Origin of the sequence: Shewanella colwelliana, assembly GCF_001735525.1 — a bacterium.
Lineage (GTDB): Bacteria > Pseudomonadota > Gammaproteobacteria > Enterobacterales > Shewanellaceae > Shewanella > Shewanella colwelliana.
On sequence record NZ_MCBT01000003.1, the window covers coordinates 17,215 to 39,244 of the forward strand.

Annotated in this window: 21 protein-coding genes and 2 pseudogenes; 10 read left to right on the plus strand and 13 right to left on the minus strand. The window is 46.7% G+C overall.

The genetic code is table 11. From position 1 onward, the window contains the following. The first annotated feature begins 19 nt into the window (after positions 1-19). From BEL05_RS01520 to BEL05_RS01530, 3 genes are all read left to right on the plus strand, one after another. Positions 20-448 (plus strand): ATP-dependent zinc protease family protein, encoded by a 429-nt coding sequence (locus tag BEL05_RS01520; RefSeq protein WP_028764272.1) that lies wholly within the window; start codon positions 20-22, stop codon positions 446-448. A 67-nt stretch (positions 449-515) separates the two neighbouring features. Further along, the gene (locus BEL05_RS01525) at positions 516-1,883 is read left to right on the plus strand and encodes a magnesium transporter (protein ID WP_037428723.1); all 1,368 of its coding nucleotides are present in this window, start codon (positions 516-518) and stop codon (positions 1,881-1,883) included. A 119-nt stretch (positions 1,884-2,002) separates the two neighbouring features. Continuing rightward, on the plus strand, positions 2,003-2,950 hold the full coding sequence (locus BEL05_RS01530; protein WP_069670063.1) for a YeiH family protein: 948 nt from the start codon (positions 2,003-2,005) through the stop codon (positions 2,948-2,950). On the opposite strand, the gene BEL05_RS20990 is transcribed toward BEL05_RS01530, so the two are convergent. The 10 genes and pseudogenes from BEL05_RS20990 to BEL05_RS01570 all read right to left on the minus strand — a co-directional run bounded on the left by BEL05_RS20990 (position 2,924) and on the right by BEL05_RS01570 (position 11,230). Continuing rightward, a complete protein-coding gene (locus BEL05_RS20990; RefSeq protein WP_169731093.1) occupies positions 2,924-3,082 on the minus strand; it encodes a hypothetical protein in 159 nt (52 codons plus the stop codon). The genes BEL05_RS01530 and BEL05_RS20990 overlap by 27 nt on opposite strands. Positions 3,083-3,183: 101 nt before the next feature. Further along, positions 3,184-3,873, minus strand: a complete 690-nt coding sequence (locus tag BEL05_RS01535; RefSeq protein ID WP_069670064.1) for a DJ-1/PfpI family protein — start codon at positions 3,871-3,873, stop codon at positions 3,184-3,186. A 190-nt stretch (positions 3,874-4,063) separates the two neighbouring features. Beyond that, complete coding sequence (locus BEL05_RS01540) at positions 4,064-5,242, minus strand: cyclic di-GMP phosphodiesterase (RefSeq protein WP_069670065.1); 1,179 nt, start codon at positions 5,240-5,242, stop codon at positions 4,064-4,066. Positions 5,243-5,484: 242 nt separating this feature from the next. Beyond that, positions 5,485-5,694 carry a hypothetical protein gene (locus BEL05_RS01545; RefSeq protein ID WP_028764277.1) on the minus strand — a complete coding sequence of 70 codons (210 nt, stop codon included), beginning with the start codon at positions 5,692-5,694 and terminating at the stop codon, positions 5,485-5,487. A 10-nt stretch (positions 5,695-5,704) separates the two neighbouring features. Next, a complete protein-coding gene (locus tag BEL05_RS01550; RefSeq protein ID WP_069670092.1) occupies positions 5,705-6,442 on the minus strand; it encodes a DNA-binding protein in 738 nt (245 codons plus the stop codon). A 14-nt stretch (positions 6,443-6,456) separates the two neighbouring features. After that, positions 6,457-6,999: a core component of ECF transporter gene (locus BEL05_RS01555; protein WP_069670066.1), complete on the minus strand. Its 543-nt coding sequence runs from the start codon at positions 6,997-6,999 to the stop codon at positions 6,457-6,459. 15 nt (positions 7,000-7,014) lie between these two features. Next, positions 7,015-7,698: an energy-coupling factor transporter transmembrane component T gene (locus BEL05_RS01560; RefSeq protein ID WP_069670093.1), complete on the minus strand. Its 684-nt coding sequence runs from the start codon at positions 7,696-7,698 to the stop codon at positions 7,015-7,017. After that, a pseudogene (locus tag BEL05_RS21340) lies at positions 7,688-8,332 on the minus strand (ATP-binding cassette domain-containing protein); the annotation flags it as partial. The gene BEL05_RS01560 and the pseudogene BEL05_RS21340, both read right to left, overlap by 11 nt. A 315-nt stretch (positions 8,333-8,647) precedes the next feature. Further along, positions 8,648-9,103: pseudogene (locus BEL05_RS21345) on the minus strand (ABC transporter ATP-binding protein); the annotation flags it as partial. Between the two features lie 12 nt (positions 9,104-9,115). Continuing rightward, positions 9,116-11,230 carry a TonB-dependent receptor gene (locus BEL05_RS01570; RefSeq protein ID WP_069670068.1) on the minus strand — a complete coding sequence of 705 codons (2,115 nt, stop codon included), beginning with the start codon at positions 11,228-11,230 and terminating at the stop codon, positions 9,116-9,118. A 389-nt stretch (positions 11,231-11,619) separates the two neighbouring features. Here BEL05_RS01570 and BEL05_RS01575 point away from each other — a divergent pair, with 389 nt between their 5' ends. After that, positions 11,620-12,978, plus strand: a complete 1,359-nt coding sequence (locus tag BEL05_RS01575; RefSeq protein ID WP_069670069.1) for an isochorismate synthase — start codon at positions 11,620-11,622, stop codon at positions 12,976-12,978. On the opposite strand, the gene BEL05_RS01580 is transcribed toward BEL05_RS01575, so the two are convergent. Then, positions 12,975-13,724 (minus strand): substrate-binding periplasmic protein, encoded by a 750-nt coding sequence (locus tag BEL05_RS01580; protein WP_069670070.1) that lies wholly within the window; start codon positions 13,722-13,724, stop codon positions 12,975-12,977. The two genes, BEL05_RS01575 and BEL05_RS01580, sit on opposite strands and share 4 nt — an antisense overlap. 243 nt (positions 13,725-13,967) lie before the next feature. Between BEL05_RS01580 and BEL05_RS01585 the strand changes: the two genes are divergently transcribed. Together BEL05_RS01585 and BEL05_RS01590 are read left to right on the plus strand one after the other, a co-directional pair. Next, positions 13,968-14,636: a 7-cyano-7-deazaguanine/7-aminomethyl-7-deazaguanine transporter gene (locus BEL05_RS01585; RefSeq protein ID WP_028764284.1), complete on the plus strand. Its 669-nt coding sequence runs from the start codon at positions 13,968-13,970 to the stop codon at positions 14,634-14,636. 86 nt (positions 14,637-14,722) lie between these two features. Continuing rightward, positions 14,723-15,184: a GNAT family N-acetyltransferase gene (locus BEL05_RS01590; protein ID WP_028764285.1), complete on the plus strand. Its 462-nt coding sequence runs from the start codon at positions 14,723-14,725 to the stop codon at positions 15,182-15,184. Between the two features lie 207 nt (positions 15,185-15,391). On the opposite strand, the gene BEL05_RS01595 is transcribed toward BEL05_RS01590, so the two are convergent. Both BEL05_RS01595 and BEL05_RS01600 read right to left on the minus strand, forming a co-directional pair. After that, complete coding sequence (locus BEL05_RS01595) at positions 15,392-17,533, minus strand: sensor histidine kinase (RefSeq protein WP_069670071.1); 2,142 nt, start codon at positions 17,531-17,533, stop codon at positions 15,392-15,394. A 1-nt stretch (position 17,534) separates the two neighbouring features. Further along, positions 17,535-18,917, minus strand: coding sequence for a sigma-54-dependent transcriptional regulator (locus BEL05_RS01600; protein WP_069670072.1), 1,383 nt, complete (start codon positions 18,915-18,917; stop codon positions 17,535-17,537). A gap of 306 nt (positions 18,918-19,223) precedes the next feature. Between BEL05_RS01600 and BEL05_RS01605 the strand changes: the two genes are divergently transcribed. The 4 genes from BEL05_RS01605 to mobA are packed head-to-tail and all read left to right on the plus strand — an operon-like array spanning position 19,224 to position 22,022. Further along, positions 19,224-20,009, plus strand: coding sequence for an ABC transporter substrate-binding protein (locus tag BEL05_RS01605; protein ID WP_245686920.1), 786 nt, complete (start codon positions 19,224-19,226; stop codon positions 20,007-20,009). Next, positions 20,006-20,713 (plus strand): ABC transporter permease, encoded by a 708-nt coding sequence (locus tag BEL05_RS01610; RefSeq protein ID WP_028764289.1) that lies wholly within the window; start codon positions 20,006-20,008, stop codon positions 20,711-20,713. The genes BEL05_RS01605 and BEL05_RS01610 overlap by 4 nt, the downstream gene beginning before the upstream one ends. A gap of 3 nt (positions 20,714-20,716) precedes the next feature. Next, positions 20,717-21,448, plus strand: coding sequence for an ATP-binding cassette domain-containing protein (locus tag BEL05_RS01615; protein WP_069670074.1), 732 nt, complete (start codon positions 20,717-20,719; stop codon positions 21,446-21,448). Continuing rightward, positions 21,432-22,022, plus strand: a complete 591-nt coding sequence (gene mobA, locus BEL05_RS01620; RefSeq protein ID WP_069670075.1) for a molybdenum cofactor guanylyltransferase MobA — start codon at positions 21,432-21,434, stop codon at positions 22,020-22,022. The genes BEL05_RS01615 and mobA overlap by 17 nt, the downstream gene beginning before the upstream one ends. Positions 22,023-22,030: the final 8 nt, after the last annotated feature.

The window sequence follows — 22,030 nt, forward strand, 5'->3', positions numbered from 1 at the left end:
TTAAAGGTATGAGTATTATATGAAGAAAATGATTATTGGTAATCTTGAGGCCTGTCATTTACCAGAACTTGGCATTAATGATTTGCATGTCCGTATCGACACTGGAGCAAAAACCTCCTCTTTGCATGTGGACAACCTCAAACGCATTAAAGTGGCTGGGCGTCCGTTTGTCGAGTTTGACCTGCATCCCGATATCTATAATTTGGAGCAGACGGTGCATTGTCGCGCGCCCCTGCATGACACGCGCCGGATAAAATCGTCTAATGGCGAAGTTGAACAGCGTTGCGTCATCAAAACCCTATTACAGCTAGGTGAAGACCAGTGGCCAATTGAGCTGACCTTAAGTAATCGCCAAGATATGAGTTATTTGATGTTACTCGGCCGTGAAGGCATGGGCGATAAAGTGCTCGTCGATCCCTCGGCCAGCTTTTTAATCAATGGCGAATAAAGGGTAAAGCGATTACCATCGCTCTACCGGCAAATAGATGACCACGTCGTCCAATTAAGGAAGTAAGATGACAATGCCAGATCCAGCCCCCTTCGTCGAAGTCTTGGAGCAAGACCAACTATTAGCGAAGGTGATTGACATTGTTAGTCACCAAGAAGAGACTCCTGCATCACTGGCCTTTCTGGGTGATTACAGCGATGGTGAACTGGCTGACCTATTGGAATCGGTAACGGATCAGTACCGTTCGCCTATTTGCCACAATATCCCCATCGATCGCGGTTGGCCCATATTGCATCTGTTGCATTATGAAACCGCTCGTCACGTTTTAAACCTGCTCACAGAGAAGCAGATCAAAGGGTTGGCAGCAAGAGTATCAGAAATCGATATTCTTACCTTTGCCGAAATACTGCCAAACGAGGTAGTTGAGGACTACCTTGACCATCAAGAGTCTCTCACCACAGAGCAGATGCAACAAGCACTGCGCTATCAAGATGAGGCAGTGGGTCGTTATCTCAACAGTGATATTTTACGCTCTCGCCCCACCGCCTCTGTGGGGCGGGTATTAGAACGGCTCGCAAAAATAAAGAGCCGGGAAATAGTCGCTATTTATTCGGTAGATGCTCAAGGCGAGTACCACGGCGCCTGCAATATGGAGCAGTTACACAGTGTGCCACCTGAAGCCCCATTGTCACAGATTCTCTGCGATGTTGAGCTGGTCAATGATGAGGAAGATATCACCAAAGCCGCCCAGAACCTTAACCCTACAACCGGCTTTGCCTGGTTTCCCGTTGAAAAAGAGGGCAAGATCATCGGCGCCATTGCAGTGTCAATTTTGATGCAACGCTTAAAAGAGCGAAGCCTTGAAGTGCTCGCCTCAGACACCGCCCAAGATGAAGAGGATCTGTTTACCCCTGTCTCTGTGGCGGCAAAAATGCGCGCAATTTGGCTCACGACTAACCTATTAACCGCCTTTTTAGCCTCTTGGGTCATCGGCTTGTTTGGTGATGCTTTGCAACAAGTTGTCGCGCTGGCCATTTTAATGCCAGTAGTCGCCAGTATGGGCGGCATTGCAGGCAGCCAAACCTTAGCGGTGGCACTGCGCGGTATTGCACTGAATCACTTAAGTCGCAGTAACCTTAGGTTATTGTTAGATAAAGAGTTAAAAATTGCGGCCTTTAATGGGCTACTGCTCGGCGCACTCATTGGGTTGGTCGTCAGCTACTGGTTTTCATCAGTAGCACTTGGAGGCATTATTTTTGTCGCGATTGTATTTAACAGTTTAGCAGCCGCGTCATCAGGGACTGTTATCCCTTTTATTTTGAAGCAGATGAAAATAGATCCAGCCGTCGCGGGGTCAGTGATTTTAACCACGGTTACCGATGTTGTAGGCTTCTTTATCTTTTTAGGTTTAGGTAGTTTAATCCTATTAAATTGATGCTGAATCACCCAGAGATTAAGCAAAACTTAACCTCTGGGTAAGTGCAATTGAATTTCATCGAATATTATTAGCGACTATACTGCGATGCTTATTGATCACACTGTATACAAGGCAAGATGAAGGCTCTATTTTCTCGACACGCTAATAGCGCAGCAACCGTGGTATTTATCGGCTTTTCACTGCTGTGTTTAACACCATTTATCTCATCGCCTATTGCGTTAATTCTTGGCTTTACCCTAGCCAGTTTAGGGTTTGTGCCAACACAGTTTAATCTCGCCAGTCTCACCAAGAAACTATTGGCTTACTCCATTGTGGGCTTAGGTTTTGGTATTCAACTCGATGCAGCAATAGAAGCCAGCATGGCCAATATCAGCCTGATATTAGGCTCCATCGTTTTTACCTTGATACTGGGTGCGCTACTGACCAAAGTACTGAAACTCGATGACAAACTTGGCCATATGATCTCAGCTGGTACCGCTATCTGTGGTGGCAGCGCCATTGCAGCAGTGTCGCCCGCCATTAAGGCCAACAGCCAGCAAACCGCTATCGCGTTAGCGACGGTATTTGTACTGAACTCTATGGCGCTATTTCTGTTCCCAGCTCTTGGTCACCTACTAGAGATGAGCCAATATCACTTTGGCATATGGAGTGCGATTGCTATCCATGACACCTCATCGGTTGTCGGTGCTGCCTCCGCCTATGGTGATGAGGCACTGACAGTCGCCACAACGATTAAGCTAGCGCGGGCGCTATGGATTGTGCCATTGGCGTTGATCAGCGCGATGATATTTGGCGGGGATAAACGCAAACTCAATATTCCACTGTTTATCATCTTCTACTGTGTAGCGATTGCAACCGCGCACTATTTCCCACAGGGAGAAACGCTATATCAGCAGGTATTTGCGTTATCTAAACGCACCTTAGTTTTGTGTCTATTTTTTATTGGAGCGGGCATCACGATACAAAGGATGCGAGAAGCTGGCGCTAAACCTTTGCTTCTCGGCGTGCTGTTATGGTTGTCAATTGGGACGGGTTCGCTACTCTATATTCTCAACTTTAGCTGAGTCTTGATGCCATACTAAGGCTAGTATTGCGATAAAAGCACTAAGATCGATTAAAGCGCGCACTAATCCAGTGGTCAGCACAGAGGCCATTACAAAGACGACACAACAAAAAATAATTAACCACTGCTTCATTTCGCCTCCTCATGACTAGGCGGTTATAGAGAGTGGTTATTATTTATCAATCAGGCCAGTAGCAACAAATACCCGTTTTTACTAACAAATAGCCGAATCGGCTAAGGTGTCATTGGCTCAACTGCGTAGGGATCATTCGCCGCATCACTGTTCCACTGATACTCGGTCAATCTCTCAATCCGACGAGCTTCAGCCTCACCACGCCGTTGACGGACATAAAATAACGCCGCATCGGTACCAGCTGAAACACCAGATGAAGTCAAAAAACGTCCGTCATCGACCCAACGAGCACTTGGCTGCCACAACGCCTGCTGTGACAAACTGGTAACCCATGAGAAAGCCATTTTGTTAGTGGTTGCACTCACTCCGTCAAGCAACCCTGCTTTCGCTAACAAGGCTGAACCAGTACAGACGGAAAATACCTTTTTAGACACGCTTGCCTGACGCCTAAGCCACGTTAACAAGGCTTCATCATTGATCAATGTTCGCGTGCCTAACCCACCAGGAACCAACAACAGATCACAATCAACGACATCATCAAGCTGGTAATCTGTAACCACTCTGGGTCCTTGATAACTTCTCACTGTAGGGCTAGCACCAATCAGTTTAATCTGCACATTTTGCATGTGGCCTAACATCTCAATGGGCCCGTGAAGATCTAAGGTTTCATAGTCATCAAAAACTAAAGCTAATATTTTTAATGGTTGTTGTTGCGAAGCAAACAGTGATGGGGAAAGGGTAGCCGCAGCGAAAGTTAAGCCACCAGCAATTAAAAAATCACGTCGTTTCATTTAATTAATCCGTGTAAACAATCAGGAATGGACATCAGGTGCCGTCATGGTTCAGCGCGGGTGAGTATAGCTAAGCGAAGATAATGGCTTCATTGTTTGTTGCGGAGTTTGTCAGCGAGGCCACATTATCTGAATACCTGTGACCTCATCATACTGCCGACAAACTAAAAAATAGACGATTGCCCAAGGATTAATAAAAAGGTGAAGGGTCAACCTCTAAGGTGCTGGGGGAAATGCCGCGCTCGATATGCAGTTCTGATTTACTCAAGTCAATCATAGCCACTTCAGTATATCGTTTATGCTTTATTGAATAGAAACACTTGAGTATTGGGTGCAAAGCATCTCTATCTTTGGCATCCCAAACGATACCAATTCGACCATCAGAAAGCTGTACCAATGAGCCCACAGGATACACACCAATACAACGAATAAACTCATAAACCAGTTTTTCATCGAGATGGAACGGTGTCAGGCTAAGCAAAATTTTAAATGCGGCGGCCGGGCTCATTGCCTCTTTATAACAACGGGTTGCCGTTAAGGCATCGAAGATATCAACAATACAGCTCATCCGCCCATGCAGCGTCAGTTCATCGCCTTTTAGGCCATTTGGGTAACCATTGCCGTCAATTTTTTCATGATGCATCAGGCAGACATCTTGGCTAATTTGAGAGAGGCCTTCGGTTTCCGATAATATCTCTTTGGCATAGACCTGATGCAGCTTCATATGCTCAAACTCTTCGGGTGTTAAACGCCCTGGTTTGTGCAGAATTTTATTATCAACACGCACTTTACCAATGTCATGCAATATGCCGCCAACCGCAAGCTGCTTGAGCACTTCACGTTCTAATTTTAAGTACTTACCAAATGTCACCAACAAAAAGGCGACGTTGATAGAGTGTTCAAGCAGGTAGGCATCTTTTGAACGCAGTGCAGAGATACACTTAAAGGCATCGGCATCTAACATCACCGATTCAATCATGTTTTCCGCTAAGTCTTCGAAAGGCTCAACTTGTACAGCCTTACCCTCAAAGGTCTCTGACAGAACCTTTTTTACTAAGCCTTTTGCTTCTTGCATTAATCGCTTAGCTTTCTCTTGAGACTGCTCTCGAGTGACTTTCTTCGGCTTTGTTGGCAGAGTGGCGGACTTTTTCTTTAGGCCACAATCTTCCGATGAACGCTCAACGTCGACCCAAACAAACTTAATGCCACTTTTAGTGAGCTTACTAATGGCTTCACGACTTTTTATCTGACCAGGATTGGCGATATTGACCTTTCCTTGGCTATCGACAGCCGTGACAAACATACCTAAAGACAAACGTGGCACAGGTACTTTAATAACATCTGTTCTATTGCCAACTCTTTCGCCCATAAACCCCACTCAGATAGTAAAAATGCTCGAAATGACCCACACTCCCCCTCTATTCTAGTACGTCTAATACTTTAAGGTAGTGCGAGGTAGTCAATTTACGAGAAAATAGGGGGCTAATACTATGCCTAGCGGCGTTAAATCGCCAATAAATTTATGCAAACTTTTATTAATTTATTAAAGTTTTACAAGCCAAAACAAAAAACCTTATACAGCAACAACTAATATTAATCGGGTGACTCTTGTTATTGTGCTTCAGTGCACGTAATGCCATTCACTAACCAACGGCGACGAGTACAATTGACACAAGATCGCAATGTGTCATCAACCTGTTCATCCTCATCGTCGGCACAGAACTGGATACAACGTGATGCCACAAGCCGGGCCTGCCAATAATCATCATCAATAATATTCAATTGCCAAACATCCGCGACTAACCGAAAAATAGATCGCATATCAACTCCATCAATAATGTTGCAAGTGCTGCTTTAAGGCGTTACGCCAAATGCCGTCTTGGGGATAAACCAGCAGGCAAACCTGGTGGTCGTGATAAACGGCTTTGAGTTTGCCAGAGAGTGTCACTGATTCTTTAAAGCATAAAAACTGTCCAGTATGGGTGAGCACACTGTCGACTCCGGTTTGTTCTATCACCTCAGCTACCGAAAAAACCTGCTCACCATCTAATAAGCCTTTGAGCTTTACTTGTCCTTTGATGCGCCCATCGCTGCCCTGTAAACGCAAACCTAACCCAGCCAATGCACCAATGATCCCCTGCCCGGTGCCACCGTGCTCACTTAAGCTCACCCCTAACGCCTCCGCTAATCCGTAGGCCTGAGATTTAGTTTTCACACTTTGTTTTGCAGCAAGGCCAAAATCGATTAACGCCTGACGGTCAATATCTGATTGTAAGTCGAGTATTGCCAGACCAGGGTCTGCCGCAGCGGCACTTTCTTGCAATAAGTGCGCGACGGCGACGTCACGAATCTCAGCTAAAGAGAGGTGGGTGCGAACCTGAAAACACATCGCACTATTATGTGAGGTGTAAGGGATTTCGGGATGGACATAAAGTTGATGCCTTGTCACAAAACTACAGCGACTCAGTGGCTCACCGCTGATCAGCAGCGCTATCTCCTCGGCGATCTCTCCTGTGCCTTTTGTGCCTATATCATCGGTGTCATCAATACAGATCAACCAAGATTTCAATTTACCATTAAGCATTACTTTAACTCCGTATTATCTAATAGATCATGGCTTCTTAATCGCTGCAGTACAGGGGGGACTAACGTTGCGGCAAACACAGCAAACAGGCTGCCAAACAGTGCACTCTTAGCAAATTGCACTAGTGCCACGGCGATACTCATGCCCACAAGTAAATCTTCAATTAACCCTTTACTCGCCCACGCTAACGTTGCAACCAGCGCCAACATGATAAAACGCCACTTCAGACCGAGTAGTGTCGGCAGTATCAATAAACAGAAATCCATCGCTATGGCAGGCAAAGCAAACTTAAGCAGGATAAATGGTCCGCCTTTGCCCACACTCAACATCATCGCTAATAGCCCCGCCAACATGCCGCAAGCGCTTATCGCCCCCGCCTTGCCTACGGCCCCGTAGCAAATAAGATAAAAGAAACAGATCAAAAACATTGAATGACCTGTGATGCCTAGTTTTAGGCGTAACATCCCTTTAAGCGCCACCAATAATGTGGCACAGAACCCAATAAACAGTGAGTCGTGTAGACTGAAACCTTTGTTACTCATTTCAATATTCCTTACCTAGTCAGGCCAATGGGTTGGTCTTTTATGGCTGCCAAAGCCACGGAGTTTGGCGGCCAATGCCATCTGCTTAGAGAGCTTTAACAATTGGATTAATAGCGGATACAGCACGCAGTAAATTAACTCCGGCCAATGCTTTGGATAACACAGTGCTTTGGCGGTGATATTGGCACCACGCATCACCTGCATTTGGTAAATCTCTCTGGTTTCTTTGGCCATATAGGGCAACAGGCTAAAGCTCGCTGCCATCACAAACGCCCACTTTCGAGGTAAACACCAACTAAGTACCTCACCAATGCGCTGAGGCGTGCAGACGATTGACAACCACCAACCTGGAATGATTGCCAACATAATACGTGTCACCGCCAATCCTCCCTCATGCAAACGCTCTACGCCGTGGAGCAATAGATAGAGCATTGAGGTGATCAATAGTTGTGTGGCGAAAAGCAACAGCAACCCACGTACTCTGCCACCTAAATAACGTCCATGCCCAAGCAAAGCAGCATTGATCAAAAGCAGGGGGATGAGTGCGGTATTGGGGACAAAAAATGCACCGCTGGCACAGCAGAGCGTCGCGACTATACATAGCGCACAGAGTTTAGCGCTGCGTACCACGTAATGAGGAGATGTTCGATCCCTTCCAGAGCGATCAAAAAACGGTGTTTTAACACGTTTAACCCACATCTTGATAACCATCAGAAACCATGCCATCACAGTGCTTAAGAGCGACCTCACCGGCAAGCGACTCCGCGCGATAGCAGCGCAACGTCTGTTGAGCAATGCACCAGTAATGGTCCACGGCTAACTGAGGTTGAACACGATGATTGGAGAGTAAAATGGCACAGCCTTGCTGACTCAACTCATTAATGAGATCGACCACCACATCGACATAGCGGCTATCTAAACCCGCAAACGGATCATCAAGCAGCAAAAGTTTAGGCTGCAGGCACGCCAGAGAAGCCAAAGCGACGAGATGTTGTTGACCATAAGAGAGCGTATGAGGAGACAGATTTGCCAAAGTGCTCAAGCCTAATTTGGTCAGCATGCCGATACCACGCTCTATTGGTAAGCCGTAACGCTTTAAGCTAAATTGCATCTCCTCAATCACCGTCGACTCAAACAATTGACGACTCGGCCTTTGGTGCAGTAGTGCTAAGGAGGCACCATAGCGTCCTAACTTAGGCCGCACACCCAGCACATTGAGATCCAGCGCCCCAATGTCAGATTGAATCCCCGCCAAGGCTTTAAGTAGTGTGCTTTTGCCGCTACCGTTGTCTCCGATAAGCGCAACCACCTCTCCTGGGTACAGGTTAAGCCCACTAGAATGGAACAGTAACTTGTTGTCGTTAAACTGCAATGTCAGTGCTTTGCTAACGACCACTGGCGCTAACAATGACAGGTCTCGGCGCCTGTTTAACCCAGGCAGTTGGCAGACAGATATAACCGGCTCATCACATGGTTGATAAGAGATTAACTTTCCGCCACTCAACATCCACCTGTGAGTCACACATTGGCTAAAAGCCCCTCGGTGATGCTCAACAATCACAATCGCCATACCACGGCGTTGCAACTCAAACAGCAGCCCAGTGAGCTCATCGACACCTTGATTGTCTAATTGTGCCCAAGGTTCATCTAGCAGTAATATTTGGGGGGACGACACCAGTTGTGCGGCAATCATTAAGCGATAGCGCTGACCCAGCGATAAGTTGGCAATTGGCGTATTTAAGGCGACATACAGCCCCGCCTGCCGCAAAGCATGCGCCACCAAATCAATCATCTTATTGCTGGGTACACCGCTGTTTTCCAGCGCAAAAGCCACTTCAGCCCCAACAGTTTGGCGCAGCAGCTGCACATTAGGATCTTGCATAACAACGCCAATTGAGCATGGCTGTTGGCAAACTCTCTCACCGGAAAAAGGCCGGGAGAGTACGCCAACTAGCAGCTTTAGCAGGGTCGACTTTCCTGAGCCCGTTGACCCATGGATGAGGTGACACTCTCCCTGACGTAGCTGTAAGCTAAGCTCATCAAAGAGCTCGCCGATTGCAGCCTGATAGCCAAAACTTACCGCTTTGAGCTCAAGTAAACACATAATGATAACGCTTTACAGCTGCCAATTAAGGCCGACAAACACTTGTCTACCCGCTTGAGGTAATCCCTCGCTCTGGTAATAGTGCTCATCAAACAAATTGGTCGCTCTGAGGTAGAGCTCTAGGTTATCACCCATAATTGGCTGGATGAGGTTCAAATCCACCAAGGTGTAATCGTCTAGATCCTGTTCAACCAGCATATTCTGCCCCGCAACTTTTTGCTGCTGATGGTAAACTTGCCCCACAATATGCTCGACATTGAGGTTGAGGCGCAGTGCAAATGGCAACTCATAATCGGCTTGTACTCTAAACTGATGGCGTGGGCGATATGCTAATGTCTCTAGCCCTGGCGTGGCATCCTTATCTTCAGTATCAAGAAAGCTATAGGCAAAGGTCACGGCTAGCTTGTCGATACTTTGGTTACGTAACGACAGATCGATACCCTTAAACTGATAACGCCCCATATTTTGATAGACACCGCCTAAATCTTTGGCGATATAGTTTTCGGTGTCGGTATAGAAGCCCGCTAAATGAAGGTCGGTACTCCAAGCAAAGTTTTGCGCCATGCTTAATTCAACATGCTCAGATGTCTCAGCCACCAGAGCATCATTACCTGAAGAGAGTGAGTAAAGGTTTCTCATCGACGGAAAACGTACTTTACGCGCCAGCCCAAGGTTGACCCGGGTATCATCGGCAACCTGCCAATAACCCGCCGCTTGTGCTGAATAGTCCGTTTCATCATCACTAACACGCTCTTGCTGGTGTGCTGCAGCGCCTAAGGTTGCGCCTAGCTGATCTTGCTGATACTGATATTCCGCAGCCAAGGTGTATAGCCACGCCGCATCATCAAACGATTCATTCGATGAACCGCCATTACCGCCGCCGGAACCAGAACCACCGCCATTGCCTCCACCAGAACCAGAACCACCGCCATTACCGCCACCGGAACCAGAACCACCGCCATTGCCTCCACCTGAACCAGAACCAGAGCCACCAGCACCACTGTTGCTGCCCGATGTTGTTTCTACAACCGGCTTGCTACTGGTTGACTGCCAGCTTTGACGCTCAGCAATCAAGGAACTCGTTAACAGATGCCCTTGCTCCAAATCAGCAACTAACTGCAGATTACCACCACTCACAGTAGACCGGCCGTCCTGAGTTTGTTGCATCAAGGTGTAATGGCTATCGGTATAGCGATTCTCTATCACGTCAGTTTGATTTTGATAAAGAAAACCCCGCAAGGTTAATTGATCGAACTTGTGCGCCATGCCCAACTGAATCGTCTGCGATTGATAATCATCGACACGCTCAAACTTAGGTTTCCCAGTACTGGAGCCATCGATGGCTGGCTTACCCCAATCACCGCTACGCAAACTGACATTTGCCATCAATTGAGTGCGGTCCGACAACCAATAACTTCCCTGAGCAAATAGACTATTGATGGTTTTGTCTGAGTTAAGGCGTGTATCACCAGACTGCAACGCGGTATCATAGTGATCACTGGATATGGGCCAGCCATCTGTCTGCTGGCGCGATAGTGACATCAAACCCTGCCAACGTGCACCAGAGGAAGCGGCGGTGATATCGCCATTAAAAGTATTATTGTCAGCAGCTTCTAAATGCCCAGATAACCTAGGCGCATCATCGCCCTGCTTAGTCCGAATATTGATCACACCGCCCGCGCCACCAGGGCCATACAACACTGATGTGGGGCCAACGGATACCGTGACTGACGCTATTTGGCTAGCAGGGATAACACTGGGATCAAACTGCCCATCTTCGGCACCATTAGCGGGCACGCCGTTAATTAAGTAGATCACATGACGTGCTTTAAAACCGCGAATATCGACCCTAGGAGTTCCCTGTCCACCGGTTCTGACATAGACGCCAGGAGCATTCTTTAGGATCTGATCTAGGCTTTGGGCACCTAGCTCACGAATCTCCTCTTCAGAGATACTCCATGTGGTGGTGGTCTGCTCAAGTGGCGTCGGCCTTTCACCCGTTACAACGATCACCTCAGAGACATCTAAAATGGGATCGCGGGCCGCATCAACGGCATTCACAAAAGGGCTTAAAGTGATGGCTGACGCCACCATAGAAAGTTTGATAAGTTTTTGATTTGTTTTCATTACAGGCACTGTTATTGATCTAATTGCCCATATTGTTGAAGGTATCCCTAAAGCGCAGCAAGCAAACAAAAACCAAAAACCAACCTAGATCGACTAATTTAAACATTGGGAGTGGGTGATTGATAATTGTCGGGACAGAATGTCCAAGCAAAGTATAAGGTCAGACAAAAGTTCTCAGTGTAAGCAAACACCATCACTGCCTGGAAGAGGTGAGGATTTCTTGGCCAAGCTCACAGCTTACCTCCCTGTAACTTGACACTTTTTTGCTAGGATATTAGTTTGTGGTAAAGATTCTTATTTCCAATACAGAGTAAGTCTGTTCACTATCGGCTCCGCGGTTGCTTTTCACCGCATGCATCGACACTAAAGTAATAAGGTTGGAATATTCATTGAGCGTTTTCTCGCTATCACAGGCTATACAATCTTTAGTCAGCAAACTTGAGCGACTCGACATACATCAACATGGCGAACCTATTATTCAGGTGTCCGTACCAGTATGCCCTTTGCCGACTATTGCGTGGTTAGCCAGCCAACCTTGTTATCCGCGTATTTACTGGAGAGGTCGTGACACCCAAGAGGAAGTGGCGGCGATAGGATCCTGTAAAGACTTTATTTTTGAAGATGCTGTAGACGATAACCAGCTCTCCTTGGCTTATCAGCAGCAACGAGCACTATCCACCAATCAAGATATTCGCTACTACGGCGGGGTTGCCTTTGATCGTGATACCGATTGCTGGCCAGAGTATGGTAAAGCGCATTTTGTGCTGCCACGACTCGAGTTAAGACGCAGCGGCCATGACTATAAATTGGTGATCAACCTCAACATTGAAAACGAAGAGATAGAGCAGGAGCGTCAAAACGCGTTGCAAGCTCTGCAACAGTTAGCATCGCCTTCACCGCTTTCACCACCAAACAAGATTCACCTGCTCAGCCGCAGTGATCGTCCCGATCACCGCCGCTGGACTGAGCTCGTTAACCAAGTCACTCACGAAAAATTTATTAAACAGACCCCAAAAGTGGTCTTGTCACGGCTGACTCAGTTGGAGATTAACGAAAAGATCGATCCCTGGATGTTGCTCGCCAGTTGGCAGGGACGAAACCAAAATAGTTTTCAATTTGGCTTCCAATTTAGCCCCGATAGCGCCTTTATCTCCTGCACACCCGAACGCCTCTATCGAAGACGTCAGCGCGAGCTGTTTACTGAAGCATTAGCAGGCACGACAACGCGTGGCCTCAATGAAGAAGAGGATGCGATGTTGGCGCAGCAGCTATTGGATGACAGCAAAAACAGCCATGAGAATCAGCTGGTTCGAAAACATATTGTCGACGCTCTCACTCCGCTCAGTAACTATGTAGGTGCTGACGAATCGCCAAAAGTGTTTAAGCTCAGCCATATTCAACATCTTCACCGCGCGATTAGAGCCGAGTTGAAGGGCGGTGTTAACGACTTCCAAATTCTACAAGCACTCCACCCGACCCCTGCTGTAGGTGGTCTGCCAAAAGAGTCTGCAATTAATTTTATCAGGCAAAGAGAGGGCTACACCCGCGGCTGGTATGCGGGTGCCTGTGGTTACTTTAACAAGCATGAAAGCGAGTTTGCCGTGGCAATCCGTAGCGCCTTGATTGAGCCAGGTCGCATCAATCTATTCGCTGGGGCAGGCATAGTGTCAGGGTCTGAGGCTGATGCGGAGTGGCACGAGTTAGAAAACAAACTCGCCACGATTTTGTCTATTTTGACAGAAGTTTAGTCACTACGTGCTTTTGCTACCCGCTCTCTATCAGAGACATAACGTTTAAAGAGCTGTTCAATGTCACCGCTTTTAATGAGCTGTTGCATCTGCTTGTCAAATCTCACTTTGAGTCGCTTACCTTTCTCGGTTTGCGGGAATACAAAATAGACTGCTGGATTCAATACATTTTCAATGATGACATATTGCCGAGGGTGGTCGAGATGACTGGCGAGTGAGATCATCGAACGTTTGTAGTCGAGCAAAGCATCTATTTTCCCATCATTGACATGGTTCAGCATTAACAAGAGTTCGCTGCTCTCTTCATAGTACATAGGGACACTAATGAAGCTGTCAAAACGATACGCTAGCATCGCCTGCACCTTTTTTTGCTTTAGACTGGTAATATCTTTCCAAACAGCGGCAAGTTCAGGGGTTACCGCCGCATCCACGCGATCGACCTCAACGGGTATCTCACTGTAATAACTCGGATCAACATCACCACGATAAAAACCTAGCCCCACATCAACACGCTGTTGATTGACTAAAAATAGCGCCCTAGAAAAAGGCACGATATCCAATTCCAACTGATAATCAGGCTCGGGGAATACATGCCGCAGTAGGTCAATATAATAACCAGTTCCATCAAGGTTACTGTATTTAGGCCAGTGATCGGTCACCGCATTAATTGTCACTGGTGCTGCACCTAACAGCGACAATGGCCAGCAAATAAGCAATATTAACCACCACCTAGCAAACTGCTGCATCTAACACCTCAAAGTAGACCTGCAATCCATTTAGTTTAGAACGCATTATGAAGTTAGGTCGCTCAATTTCTCAAAAACATTGCCACAAAGTTAGCGCTTACCGCTTGCTCATTTTTAATCCTCCACTATAATCTTCCGCCCTAACCATAAGAAGCCATCCAAATACAAAACATTTCGATGGACACCATAATTTAATCAAGCGGGTTCCCTCACCCCGCATCAACCCATTAAAAAGGCCACAAGATGTTAATGCTAACACCTGCACAAATAAAACGTGCTTTACTGCTATTGGTGAGCTTCCATATCCTCATCATTTCGACAAGCAACTACTTAGTTCAGCTTCCATTTCAAATATTCGGTTTCCATACCACCTGGGGAGCATTTAGTTTTCCATTTGTCTATTTAGCGACAGATTTAACCGTGCGAATTTTCGGTCAACAGGCTGCCAGAAAGATCATTCTCAGAGCTATGCTACCGGCCCTAGTGATCTCCTACCTAATGGGAGTGCTGTTCCATCAAGGTAGTTTTCAAGGCGGGCAAGCGCTGGCCGAGTTTAATAGCTTTGTATTTCGCATCGCCTTTGCCAGTTTTGCTGCTTACTTAGTGGGTCAGCTGATGGATATCACAGTATTTGCCAAGTTGCGCCAAGCAAAAGCCTGGTGGGTGGCCCCAGCCGCATCAACTATCATAGGTAACCTTATTGATACCTTAGTCTTTTTTGGCTTGGCTTTTTACGCCTCAACCGATCAATTTATGGCAACACATTGGCCTGAAATCGCGACGGTTGACTACGGCTTCAAACTCATCGTCAGCCTGGGCTTATTTCTTCCCGTCTACGGTGTACTACTCAAGCTCCTACAGGAGAGAATTTTGCGTGTCGATGGGGAAAATTCGACCAACACACTGGCCTGACCAGTTGTTTTGCTATATCATCGCGGCTCTCAAATTTTGACCACATTTTTGTGCCGCCTTTTTTGGCGTATTTATCAGGAGATAAGATGTATCACATCACCATAGAGCGCCATACTCAGATCACCGACACTCAGCTACTCGCACTGATTGAATTGAATCGCGCTATACCTGAGTTTGAATCTCGCTATACATTGGCAGACTACCAGCAACGTCTGCAGAACAAGCCTGCCTTACTGCAATTTATCTATGTTGAAGGTGAACTGGCAGGATTTAAGCTAGGTTACAGTGAAAAAACGGGACAGTTTTATAGTTGGCTTGGAGGCATCTTACCTGACTTCAGACAGTTAGGGCTGGCAAAAACATTGTTAGTCGATCAGGAAGCATGGGGCAAAGACAACGGCATAAGCCACATTGAAGTCAAGACTTACAATCGATTTGCTACCATGCTGCAGATGTTGATCCGCCAAGGCTACCAGATTGCCGCACTACAAAGTGCCACAAATAAAATTGATGATAATAAACTGATTTTAAACAAGTTGATTTGCTAAAGAGACTATTGGAGCAATCTTTACATTAAAAGAGCTTGCAGAACCAAATGATAATAATTACTATTTACATGTGTTCCAAAGCTCAGTAATTTAAGCACTTCATCTCTGCTTAATCCCATTGAGTTCGCAAGCACAACATTGCTCACACACTCTTTGTGGCCGGAATATTACTATTCCGGCTTTTTTTTGTGCCTAATTTGAGCACTCTTATTTCGCGGTACGTTTCTTATTGATACTGCTGGAGAAATGCAGTCCTTCATAGGGTGGATTAAACTGATCGTCAATGGCCTTATGATAAAGTCCTATGGTAAACAGGGTGCCCTTACCCACAGTCGAACTCACCTCTATAGTCCCGCCAATGCGCTTAATAATGCCGTAACTGAGTGATAAACCTAAGCCGGTGCCATCCTTACGGGTGGTGTAAAATGGATCAAAAATACGCCCTAATTGCTCTTCGGGTATCCCTTTCCCTTCATCTTCAATCTCGATCTTTACCCCAATCGGCTCACCGTGAAGTACCCAGTCGTAAGTTCGGATCCAGATCCGCCCCTGACCATCCATCGCATGCGCTGCATTGACCACTAAGTTTATCAACACCTGCAAGAGCTGCGGACGGTTGACTTCAATAGGGTAACTGGCAGTTAAATCTTGAATCAGGACCACTTGCTGCTTCTGAATTGAATGCCTCACTAGCACCATCATCTCATCGATAATCGGGGTGAGCTGGTGCATCTCCAGTGGCGCATTAAATTCACCAGGTCGGCTGTACTGCAACAGACTACGAATAATGGTGCTGATACGACCCACTTGCTGGATCACGATGTCAATCTCCTCCTCGACATCTTCAGCTTTGTCCCCTAACTCAAACTTAAGTAACTCCATATTGCCCAAAATCACCGCTGTGGGATTATTGATCTCATGGGCAATACCTGCAGTGAGCTCCCCTAATGCGGTCAATTTTTCATTGGTCACTAGCTGCTGACGTGTTTCATTCAGCAAGGCGACGTTACGTTGGAGTTCGTCAGTTTTCTCTTGCAAGCTGCGGGTGCGCTCTTCAACTTTGACCTCAAGTTGTTCGGCTGCCGCTTGGATCTGGGTATTACGACGTTGTAGTAGGTCCAACATACGGTCAAACTGCTCTGCGAGGTTAGATAGCTCATTGTCACGTTCCAACCCTAATGACCCAATACGCAAGTTTCTGCCTGACTGCACCGCCTTCACCACATGGTGAATACGTTCAATCGGTTGCAGCAAACTGTATGCGCCGCGATACACTAACAATCCCGACACCAGTAATACCAGCATCAAGATGGTACCCAATTCAATGATGTTCAATAGATAGTTATGGATAAAGGGCGATTCTGAAAAGCCGGTATAGATCATCCCAATACGCTCACCCCGTATATCTTGCAGCGGGGCGTAAGCTGAGATAAACCAATCGTTATAAACAAATGCTCTGTCGACCCACAATAGGCCCTGCACTAACACTTTTTGCCGTACCTCTTCAGACACTAAGCTGCCTAAGGCGCGGCCTTGCTTCTCAGTACCTTGAGGAAAGAAATGCAAGGGTACATTGGTGCTAATACGGGTATTATCGAGAAATATGGTCACCGTACCGATTGAACGCTCTGGCAATGTACCTTTGTCATAAACCAGATCGCGAATATGATCGACAATACGAATATCGCGATTGAGCAAAATGCCACCATCAAGATACCAACGGATGGAGCCATCACTGCCCACAATTGGCAGTAGACTGCGGCTTAACATGCCACGCTTCTCGCTCTCTTTACTTGGCTTTTGTGAGCGCGGTGTATCAACCAACTTAACCACCGCATCAATCGCCAGTTGAGGGTCGAGCCGAGAAAGTCGCTGCGGCTGCAGTACCATCAAGCCCGAAATCGCCTCATTATTCTCAATTTTAGGCAGCATAACCCGGAGATCGGGATCAGCAGCGGCTTCAGACACGCTAACAAGACGTAAGAAGTCGAGGTTTAATCTCTCTTTTTTTATCGCTAAGAGTGTGTTTATTTGTTCACGAGTCTGGCGAGTATTTGTGTCAATATCTCTAAACTCATTTTGGAATTCCCACGATGCCTTCACCAACTCAAGTTGATTCTCTTGAGTATCTTGCACAGACACCAAGGTATTGCTGGCTACCGTTAAATCAGCCTTTACCTTCATAAATAGCTGCTTACCTGTGTAGCTAATATTCCAGTAGATGGTAATAAACACTAAGCTGACTAAGGTCAGTAAGATTGGCAATAAGGTCAAAATCAAAATGCGATAACGCACTTTGGCCTGCATTTGCTGCCAATTAACACCAAAAATACGAGGAAAAAATGACATATTACTCTTTCTCGTTTTGACTAACGTCAAACCACTCTTTGTATTTACGATCGAGCGTCTTTCTCGACACCCCAAGATCCCTTGCGGCTGCAGATTTATTACCTTGATGTAGATCGACCACTTGGGTTACATGGTGTTTTTCAACCTCTTTAAGCGTCCAGTCGAGCGGGTAACCAGACTCTCCAAGTACATCCGCTTTAGGTTGCTGTTTCCAATATTCCGCCGGAGGCTTACCCAGTAAAATACAGCGCTCAATCATATTACGCAGCTCTCGAATATTACCCGGCCATTCATGCTGTTGCAGCTTGAGCATATCTTCGTGGCTCCAAACCACCTCTTTCACCCCTAATTCAGCCGCCAATTGACGTGTAAAATGATGGGTTAACTCAACGACATCATCAGGGCGATCTCGCAAAGGCGGAATCACAATATCCAGTACGTTAAGTCGATAGAACAGATCTCGCCTGAAGTTACCCGCTTCAACCTCATCGGCTAACTTACGGTTGGTGGCCGCGAGCACGCGCACATCGATATTAATCTCTTTTTCGCTGCCCACTGGACGTATGGTTCTTTGCTCCAGCACCCTCAGCAATGCTGTTTGCATCTTAAGTGGCATCTCGCCAATCTCATCGAGAAAAATAGTCCCACCAGATGCAAAGCTAAATAGCCCCTCACGGTTACCTTTAGCGCCGGTAAACGAGCCTGCCGCATGACCAAAAAGCTCACTTTCTAATAGCTCAGGGGCAATCGCACCACAATTGACGGGCACAAACGGGCCTTGGCGACCACTGAGCAGATGCAACTGTCGAGCGACTAACTCTTTACCCGTACCTGACTCTCCTTCAATCAAGATAACGGCATTGGTGGGGGCGACGCGTTCAATAACATGCTTCACTTCCATCATCGCGTCACTGCTACCAATAATGGTAGAGGATTGACCGATGGACACCTCACGACGAAGCATCAAATTCTCACGTTTAAGCAAGCGACGTTCAATGCAGCGGTCTACCGCCTTCATCATCTGCTCTAGGTGAAATGGCTTCATAATAAAGTCTGACGCGCCAGCCCGCAGCGCTTTAATCGCCACATCCATATCGGCATAGCCTGTCATGAAAATGATGTCAGAGCGACGCTCCTGATCATTGAGCGCTTCATCCCACTCAATACCTGAACGGCCCGGTAGACGAATATCGACAATTAAGAGATCGAAATGACAACGGCTACGTAACTGCTCGGCGTCTTCTACACTGCCAGCGGTCTCAACGAGGGCAAACTTTTTAGATAGGGCTTTCTTTAAAAAGCTACGCATCCCAGGCTCATCGTCAACGATTAACACAGATACGGCAGATGGTAGCGGCTTCATCTCTTTATTTGATTGGCTCATATTGTCTTCTTTGGACATTTTGACTCACATTGAATTGATTCTAGCATCAAAGTTCAGCAAATTGGTCACCCTGAACCAGTCTAAACATCAGTTGGGACAATATGTCTGGTAACAATTTACCCAGCATGGGACTTGCCTCACACTTTGCCATTACCGTGTGACATATTTTTCCGTTTACCTCAGTTGGCATTGTTTTTGCTGTAATTTGAGCGTATTGATTTTCGAACAAACGTGACCCTGGCGAATCACGTTTTTCACTCAAAATGCCAAGGAGCAGTAATGTTTAACCTAAGAACGATTTTTAGCATGGCGCTTGTCGCCACCACAATCGCTAGTGCACCAGTGCAAGCAGAAGAGATCATTAAGCTTGCAACAACCACCAGTACAGAAAACTCAGGTCTACTTAAAAGCTTATTACCCAAGTTTGAAGCGGAAACGGGTTTCAAAGTACAAGTGATTGCCACCGGAACAGGTAAAGCCCTTAAACTTGCCAGACAAGGTGACGTTGACGTCGTCATGACTCACGCCCCAGCAGCCGAAGCTAAGTTCGTCCAAGAAGGCTATGGCCTGATGCCACGTGGCATTATGGAAAATGACTTTGTGATTTTAGGGCCTAAAAACGACCCCGCAAACGTTCGTAATAGTAAAACAGCTGAAGAAGCTTTTGCTAAAATTGCCAAGTCAGGGACACCGTTTATCTCTCGTGGTGACAACTCTGGCACTAATATGAAAGAGTTAATCATCTGGAAAGGCGCTAAAATTGAACCACAGTTTGCAGGCTACCGCTCAGTGGGACAAGGAATGGGTAAAACTTTGCTAATGGCAAACGAGCTACAAGGCTATACACTGTCAGACCGTGGTACCTTTGTTGCGTACAAGGCCAAGCTAGACCTTGCTGTTGATTACGATGGTGGCGCAGCGCTAGCGAACCCTTATCAAATTATGTTAATTAACCCGGAAATGTATCCAGACTTAAACCACAAAGGTGCTAAAGCACTGAGTGACTGGCTGATCAGCGCTGAAGCTCAAAGCATGATCAATAGCTATACCGTACAAGGTGAGCAACTCTTTAAGGCAACATATAGCGAATGAGTGAAGGCTGGTTAGCCCTGATACAGCAGGCATTAAGCCTGCTGTTTTCATTAGACCCCGATGTCTGGTCTATCGTAAGTGTCTCTTTTTCTGTCTCGTTTGCAGCGCTTGCGCTCACCCTAATACCGTCACTTGTATTAGGCTTTATCCTTGCATTTGCCCACTTTCCTGGCCGTTGGTTTGTCACCAACTTAGTGCAGACAATCCAGTCAATCCCTACCGTTGTTATCGGCCTTCTTGTCTATCTCATGCTAACTCGAATGGGGCCTCTGGGAGATCTACGCTGGCTATTTACTCAAAAAGGAATGATCTTAGGCCAAATGATGATCTGTGCACCAGTGCTTGTGGCAATGAGCCAAGCTGCATTTACTAGCGTTGATAAACGTGCATGGGAAACATCTCGTACTCTAGGTGCATCTTGGCTACGTTCCGTTTGGGTCGTTTGCCGAGAACTGAAAGTTCCACTGTTGATGGCCATCGTCGCCGCGTTTAGCCGCATTCTAACCGAAGTAGGTTGCTCCATGATGGTCGGTGGCAATATTGCCGATGTCACCCGTAATATCCCCACAGCCATCGCTCTTGAAACCAGCAAAGGCGACTTTGCCCAGGCAATCGCACTGGGGTTGGTATTATTAATTCTGTCGCTAATACTAAATTTCACCTTAGGGACTTTGCGTGGCAAAGCTGAACCGAGGACACATTAATCTATGGTTAAAGTGATCGCCAACAATATCGAAATGCGCTTTGGTGAGCGCTTTCTATATCGATTTGAGCACCTATCTTTGGCGCAAGAGCAAACTGTTCACCTGCAAGGCGATAATGGCTCAGGCAAGACCACCTTAATGAAGATGTTTGCCGGCCTGCAGGCACCGAGCGCCGGAAAAATTGTGACACAAGGTTTTTCAACAAACCCATGGTGGCGACGTAACCCGTTATTGGGCAAAGCCGTATACTTGCATCAGCACCCTTACCTATTTGATGGGACGGTTGACTATAATCTCAACTACGCCCATCCATTTTGCCAGTTGACCCGTGCCGAAATTGAAAGGCGTACTGTTCACGCTATTGAGAGGGCACAACTTGGCAGTTTATTAACTCAGCAAGCAGCGAGTCTCTCTGGTGGTGAACGCCAACGTTTAGCAATTGCTAGAGCCTGGATAATGCGCCCCAAATTGCTGATGCTCGATGAGCCAACATCGAATATGGATAAACTGTCCCAGCAACTGGTTTTAACCATGATTAGCGACCTGAAACAACAAGGCACTGGCATGTTAATCAGCAGCCACCAAAACTGTTCGCTAACAGGATTATGCGAGCAAAATTGGTTGATTCACGATAACATCATTGCAGCAGGTGATGCGCCCACAGCACCATCACCCTTCTCGGCTGCAGGCCAACATCAACAAACTCAGGAATTAAACTATGTCACAGCGTATTGATGCAGTGATCCTTGCCGGCGGTATGGCTCGCCGTATGGGCGGAAACGACAAAGGATTGGTCGAGCTTAATGGCCAACCTATGATAAAGCACGCCATCGATAGGATAAAACCACAAGTTAAGGAGATCCTGATCAACGCCAACCGTAACCAAAATCACTATGCTGAGTTTGGTTACAAAGTGTTGAGTGATGAAGACTCTGGCTACTTAGGTCCATTGGCAGGCATGATCACCGCGCTAGGTCATACACTGGCAGACTACCTACTGGTTGTTCCTTGTGATTGCCCGCTACTGCCATTAGATCTTGTTCCACGAATGTTAGCGGCCATTGACACTAATAATGCAGAACTTGCAGTGGCGAGTGATGGCAAACGAGAACAACCTGTGGTGCTGTTAATGAAACCAGAACTCAGGGCATCGATGAAAGCCTTTTTAGACGCGGGTGAGCGCAAAATTGATTTTTGGTACGCCAAGCACCAGTGCGTCGTGTGTGATTTTTCTGATCAACCCAACGCCTTTGTTAACGTCAACACACCAGAACAAAATCAACAACTTTCTGAGGCAATTGCCAAATAAATTTAGAG

What these genes read in the sequence shown, in the direction of transcription:
- BEL05_RS01520 (WP_028764272.1), top strand. Translation starts at nt 20, where the DNA reads ATGAAGAAAATGATTATTGGTAATCTTGAGGCCTGTCATTTACCAGAA.
- BEL05_RS01525 (WP_037428723.1), top strand. Translation starts at nt 516, where the DNA reads ATGACAATGCCAGATCCAGCCCCCTTCGTCGAAGTCTTGGAGCAAGAC.
- BEL05_RS01530 (WP_069670063.1), top strand. Translation starts at nt 2,003, where the DNA reads ATGAAGGCTCTATTTTCTCGACACGCTAATAGCGCAGCAACCGTGGTA.
- BEL05_RS20990 (WP_169731093.1), bottom strand. Translation starts at nt 3,082, where the DNA reads ATGAAGCAGTGGTTAATTATTTTTTGTTGTGTCGTCTTTGTAATGGCC.
- BEL05_RS01535 (WP_069670064.1), bottom strand. Translation starts at nt 3,873, where the DNA reads ATGAAACGACGTGATTTTTTAATTGCTGGTGGCTTAACTTTCGCTGCG.
- BEL05_RS01540 (WP_069670065.1), bottom strand. Translation starts at nt 5,242, where the DNA reads ATGGGCGAAAGAGTTGGCAATAGAACAGATGTTATTAAAGTACCTGTG.
- BEL05_RS01545 (WP_028764277.1), bottom strand. Translation starts at nt 5,694, where the DNA reads ATGCGATCTATTTTTCGGTTAGTCGCGGATGTTTGGCAATTGAATATT.
- BEL05_RS01555 (WP_069670066.1), bottom strand. Translation starts at nt 6,999, where the DNA reads ATGAGTAACAAAGGTTTCAGTCTACACGACTCACTGTTTATTGGGTTC.
- BEL05_RS01560 (WP_069670093.1), bottom strand. Translation starts at nt 7,698, where the DNA reads ATGTGGGTTAAACGTGTTAAAACACCGTTTTTTGATCGCTCTGGAAGG.
- BEL05_RS01570 (WP_069670068.1), bottom strand. Translation starts at nt 11,230, where the DNA reads ATGAAAACAAATCAAAAACTTATCAAACTTTCTATGGTGGCGTCAGCC.
- BEL05_RS01580 (WP_069670070.1), bottom strand. Translation starts at nt 13,724, where the DNA reads ATGCAGCAGTTTGCTAGGTGGTGGTTAATATTGCTTATTTGCTGGCCA.
- BEL05_RS01585 (WP_028764284.1), top strand. Translation starts at nt 13,968, where the DNA reads ATGTTAATGCTAACACCTGCACAAATAAAACGTGCTTTACTGCTATTG.
- BEL05_RS01590 (WP_028764285.1), top strand. Translation starts at nt 14,723, where the DNA reads ATGTATCACATCACCATAGAGCGCCATACTCAGATCACCGACACTCAG.
- BEL05_RS01595 (WP_069670071.1), bottom strand. Translation starts at nt 17,533, where the DNA reads ATGTCATTTTTTCCTCGTATTTTTGGTGTTAATTGGCAGCAAATGCAG.
- BEL05_RS01600 (WP_069670072.1), bottom strand. Translation starts at nt 18,917, where the DNA reads ATGAGCCAATCAAATAAAGAGATGAAGCCGCTACCATCTGCCGTATCT.
- BEL05_RS01605 (WP_245686920.1), top strand. Translation starts at nt 19,224, where the DNA reads ATGGCGCTTGTCGCCACCACAATCGCTAGTGCACCAGTGCAAGCAGAA.
- BEL05_RS01610 (WP_028764289.1), top strand. Translation starts at nt 20,006, where the DNA reads ATGAGTGAAGGCTGGTTAGCCCTGATACAGCAGGCATTAAGCCTGCTG.
- BEL05_RS01615 (WP_069670074.1), top strand. Translation starts at nt 20,717, where the DNA reads ATGGTTAAAGTGATCGCCAACAATATCGAAATGCGCTTTGGTGAGCGC.
- mobA (WP_069670075.1), top strand. Translation starts at nt 21,432, where the DNA reads ATGTCACAGCGTATTGATGCAGTGATCCTTGCCGGCGGTATGGCTCGC.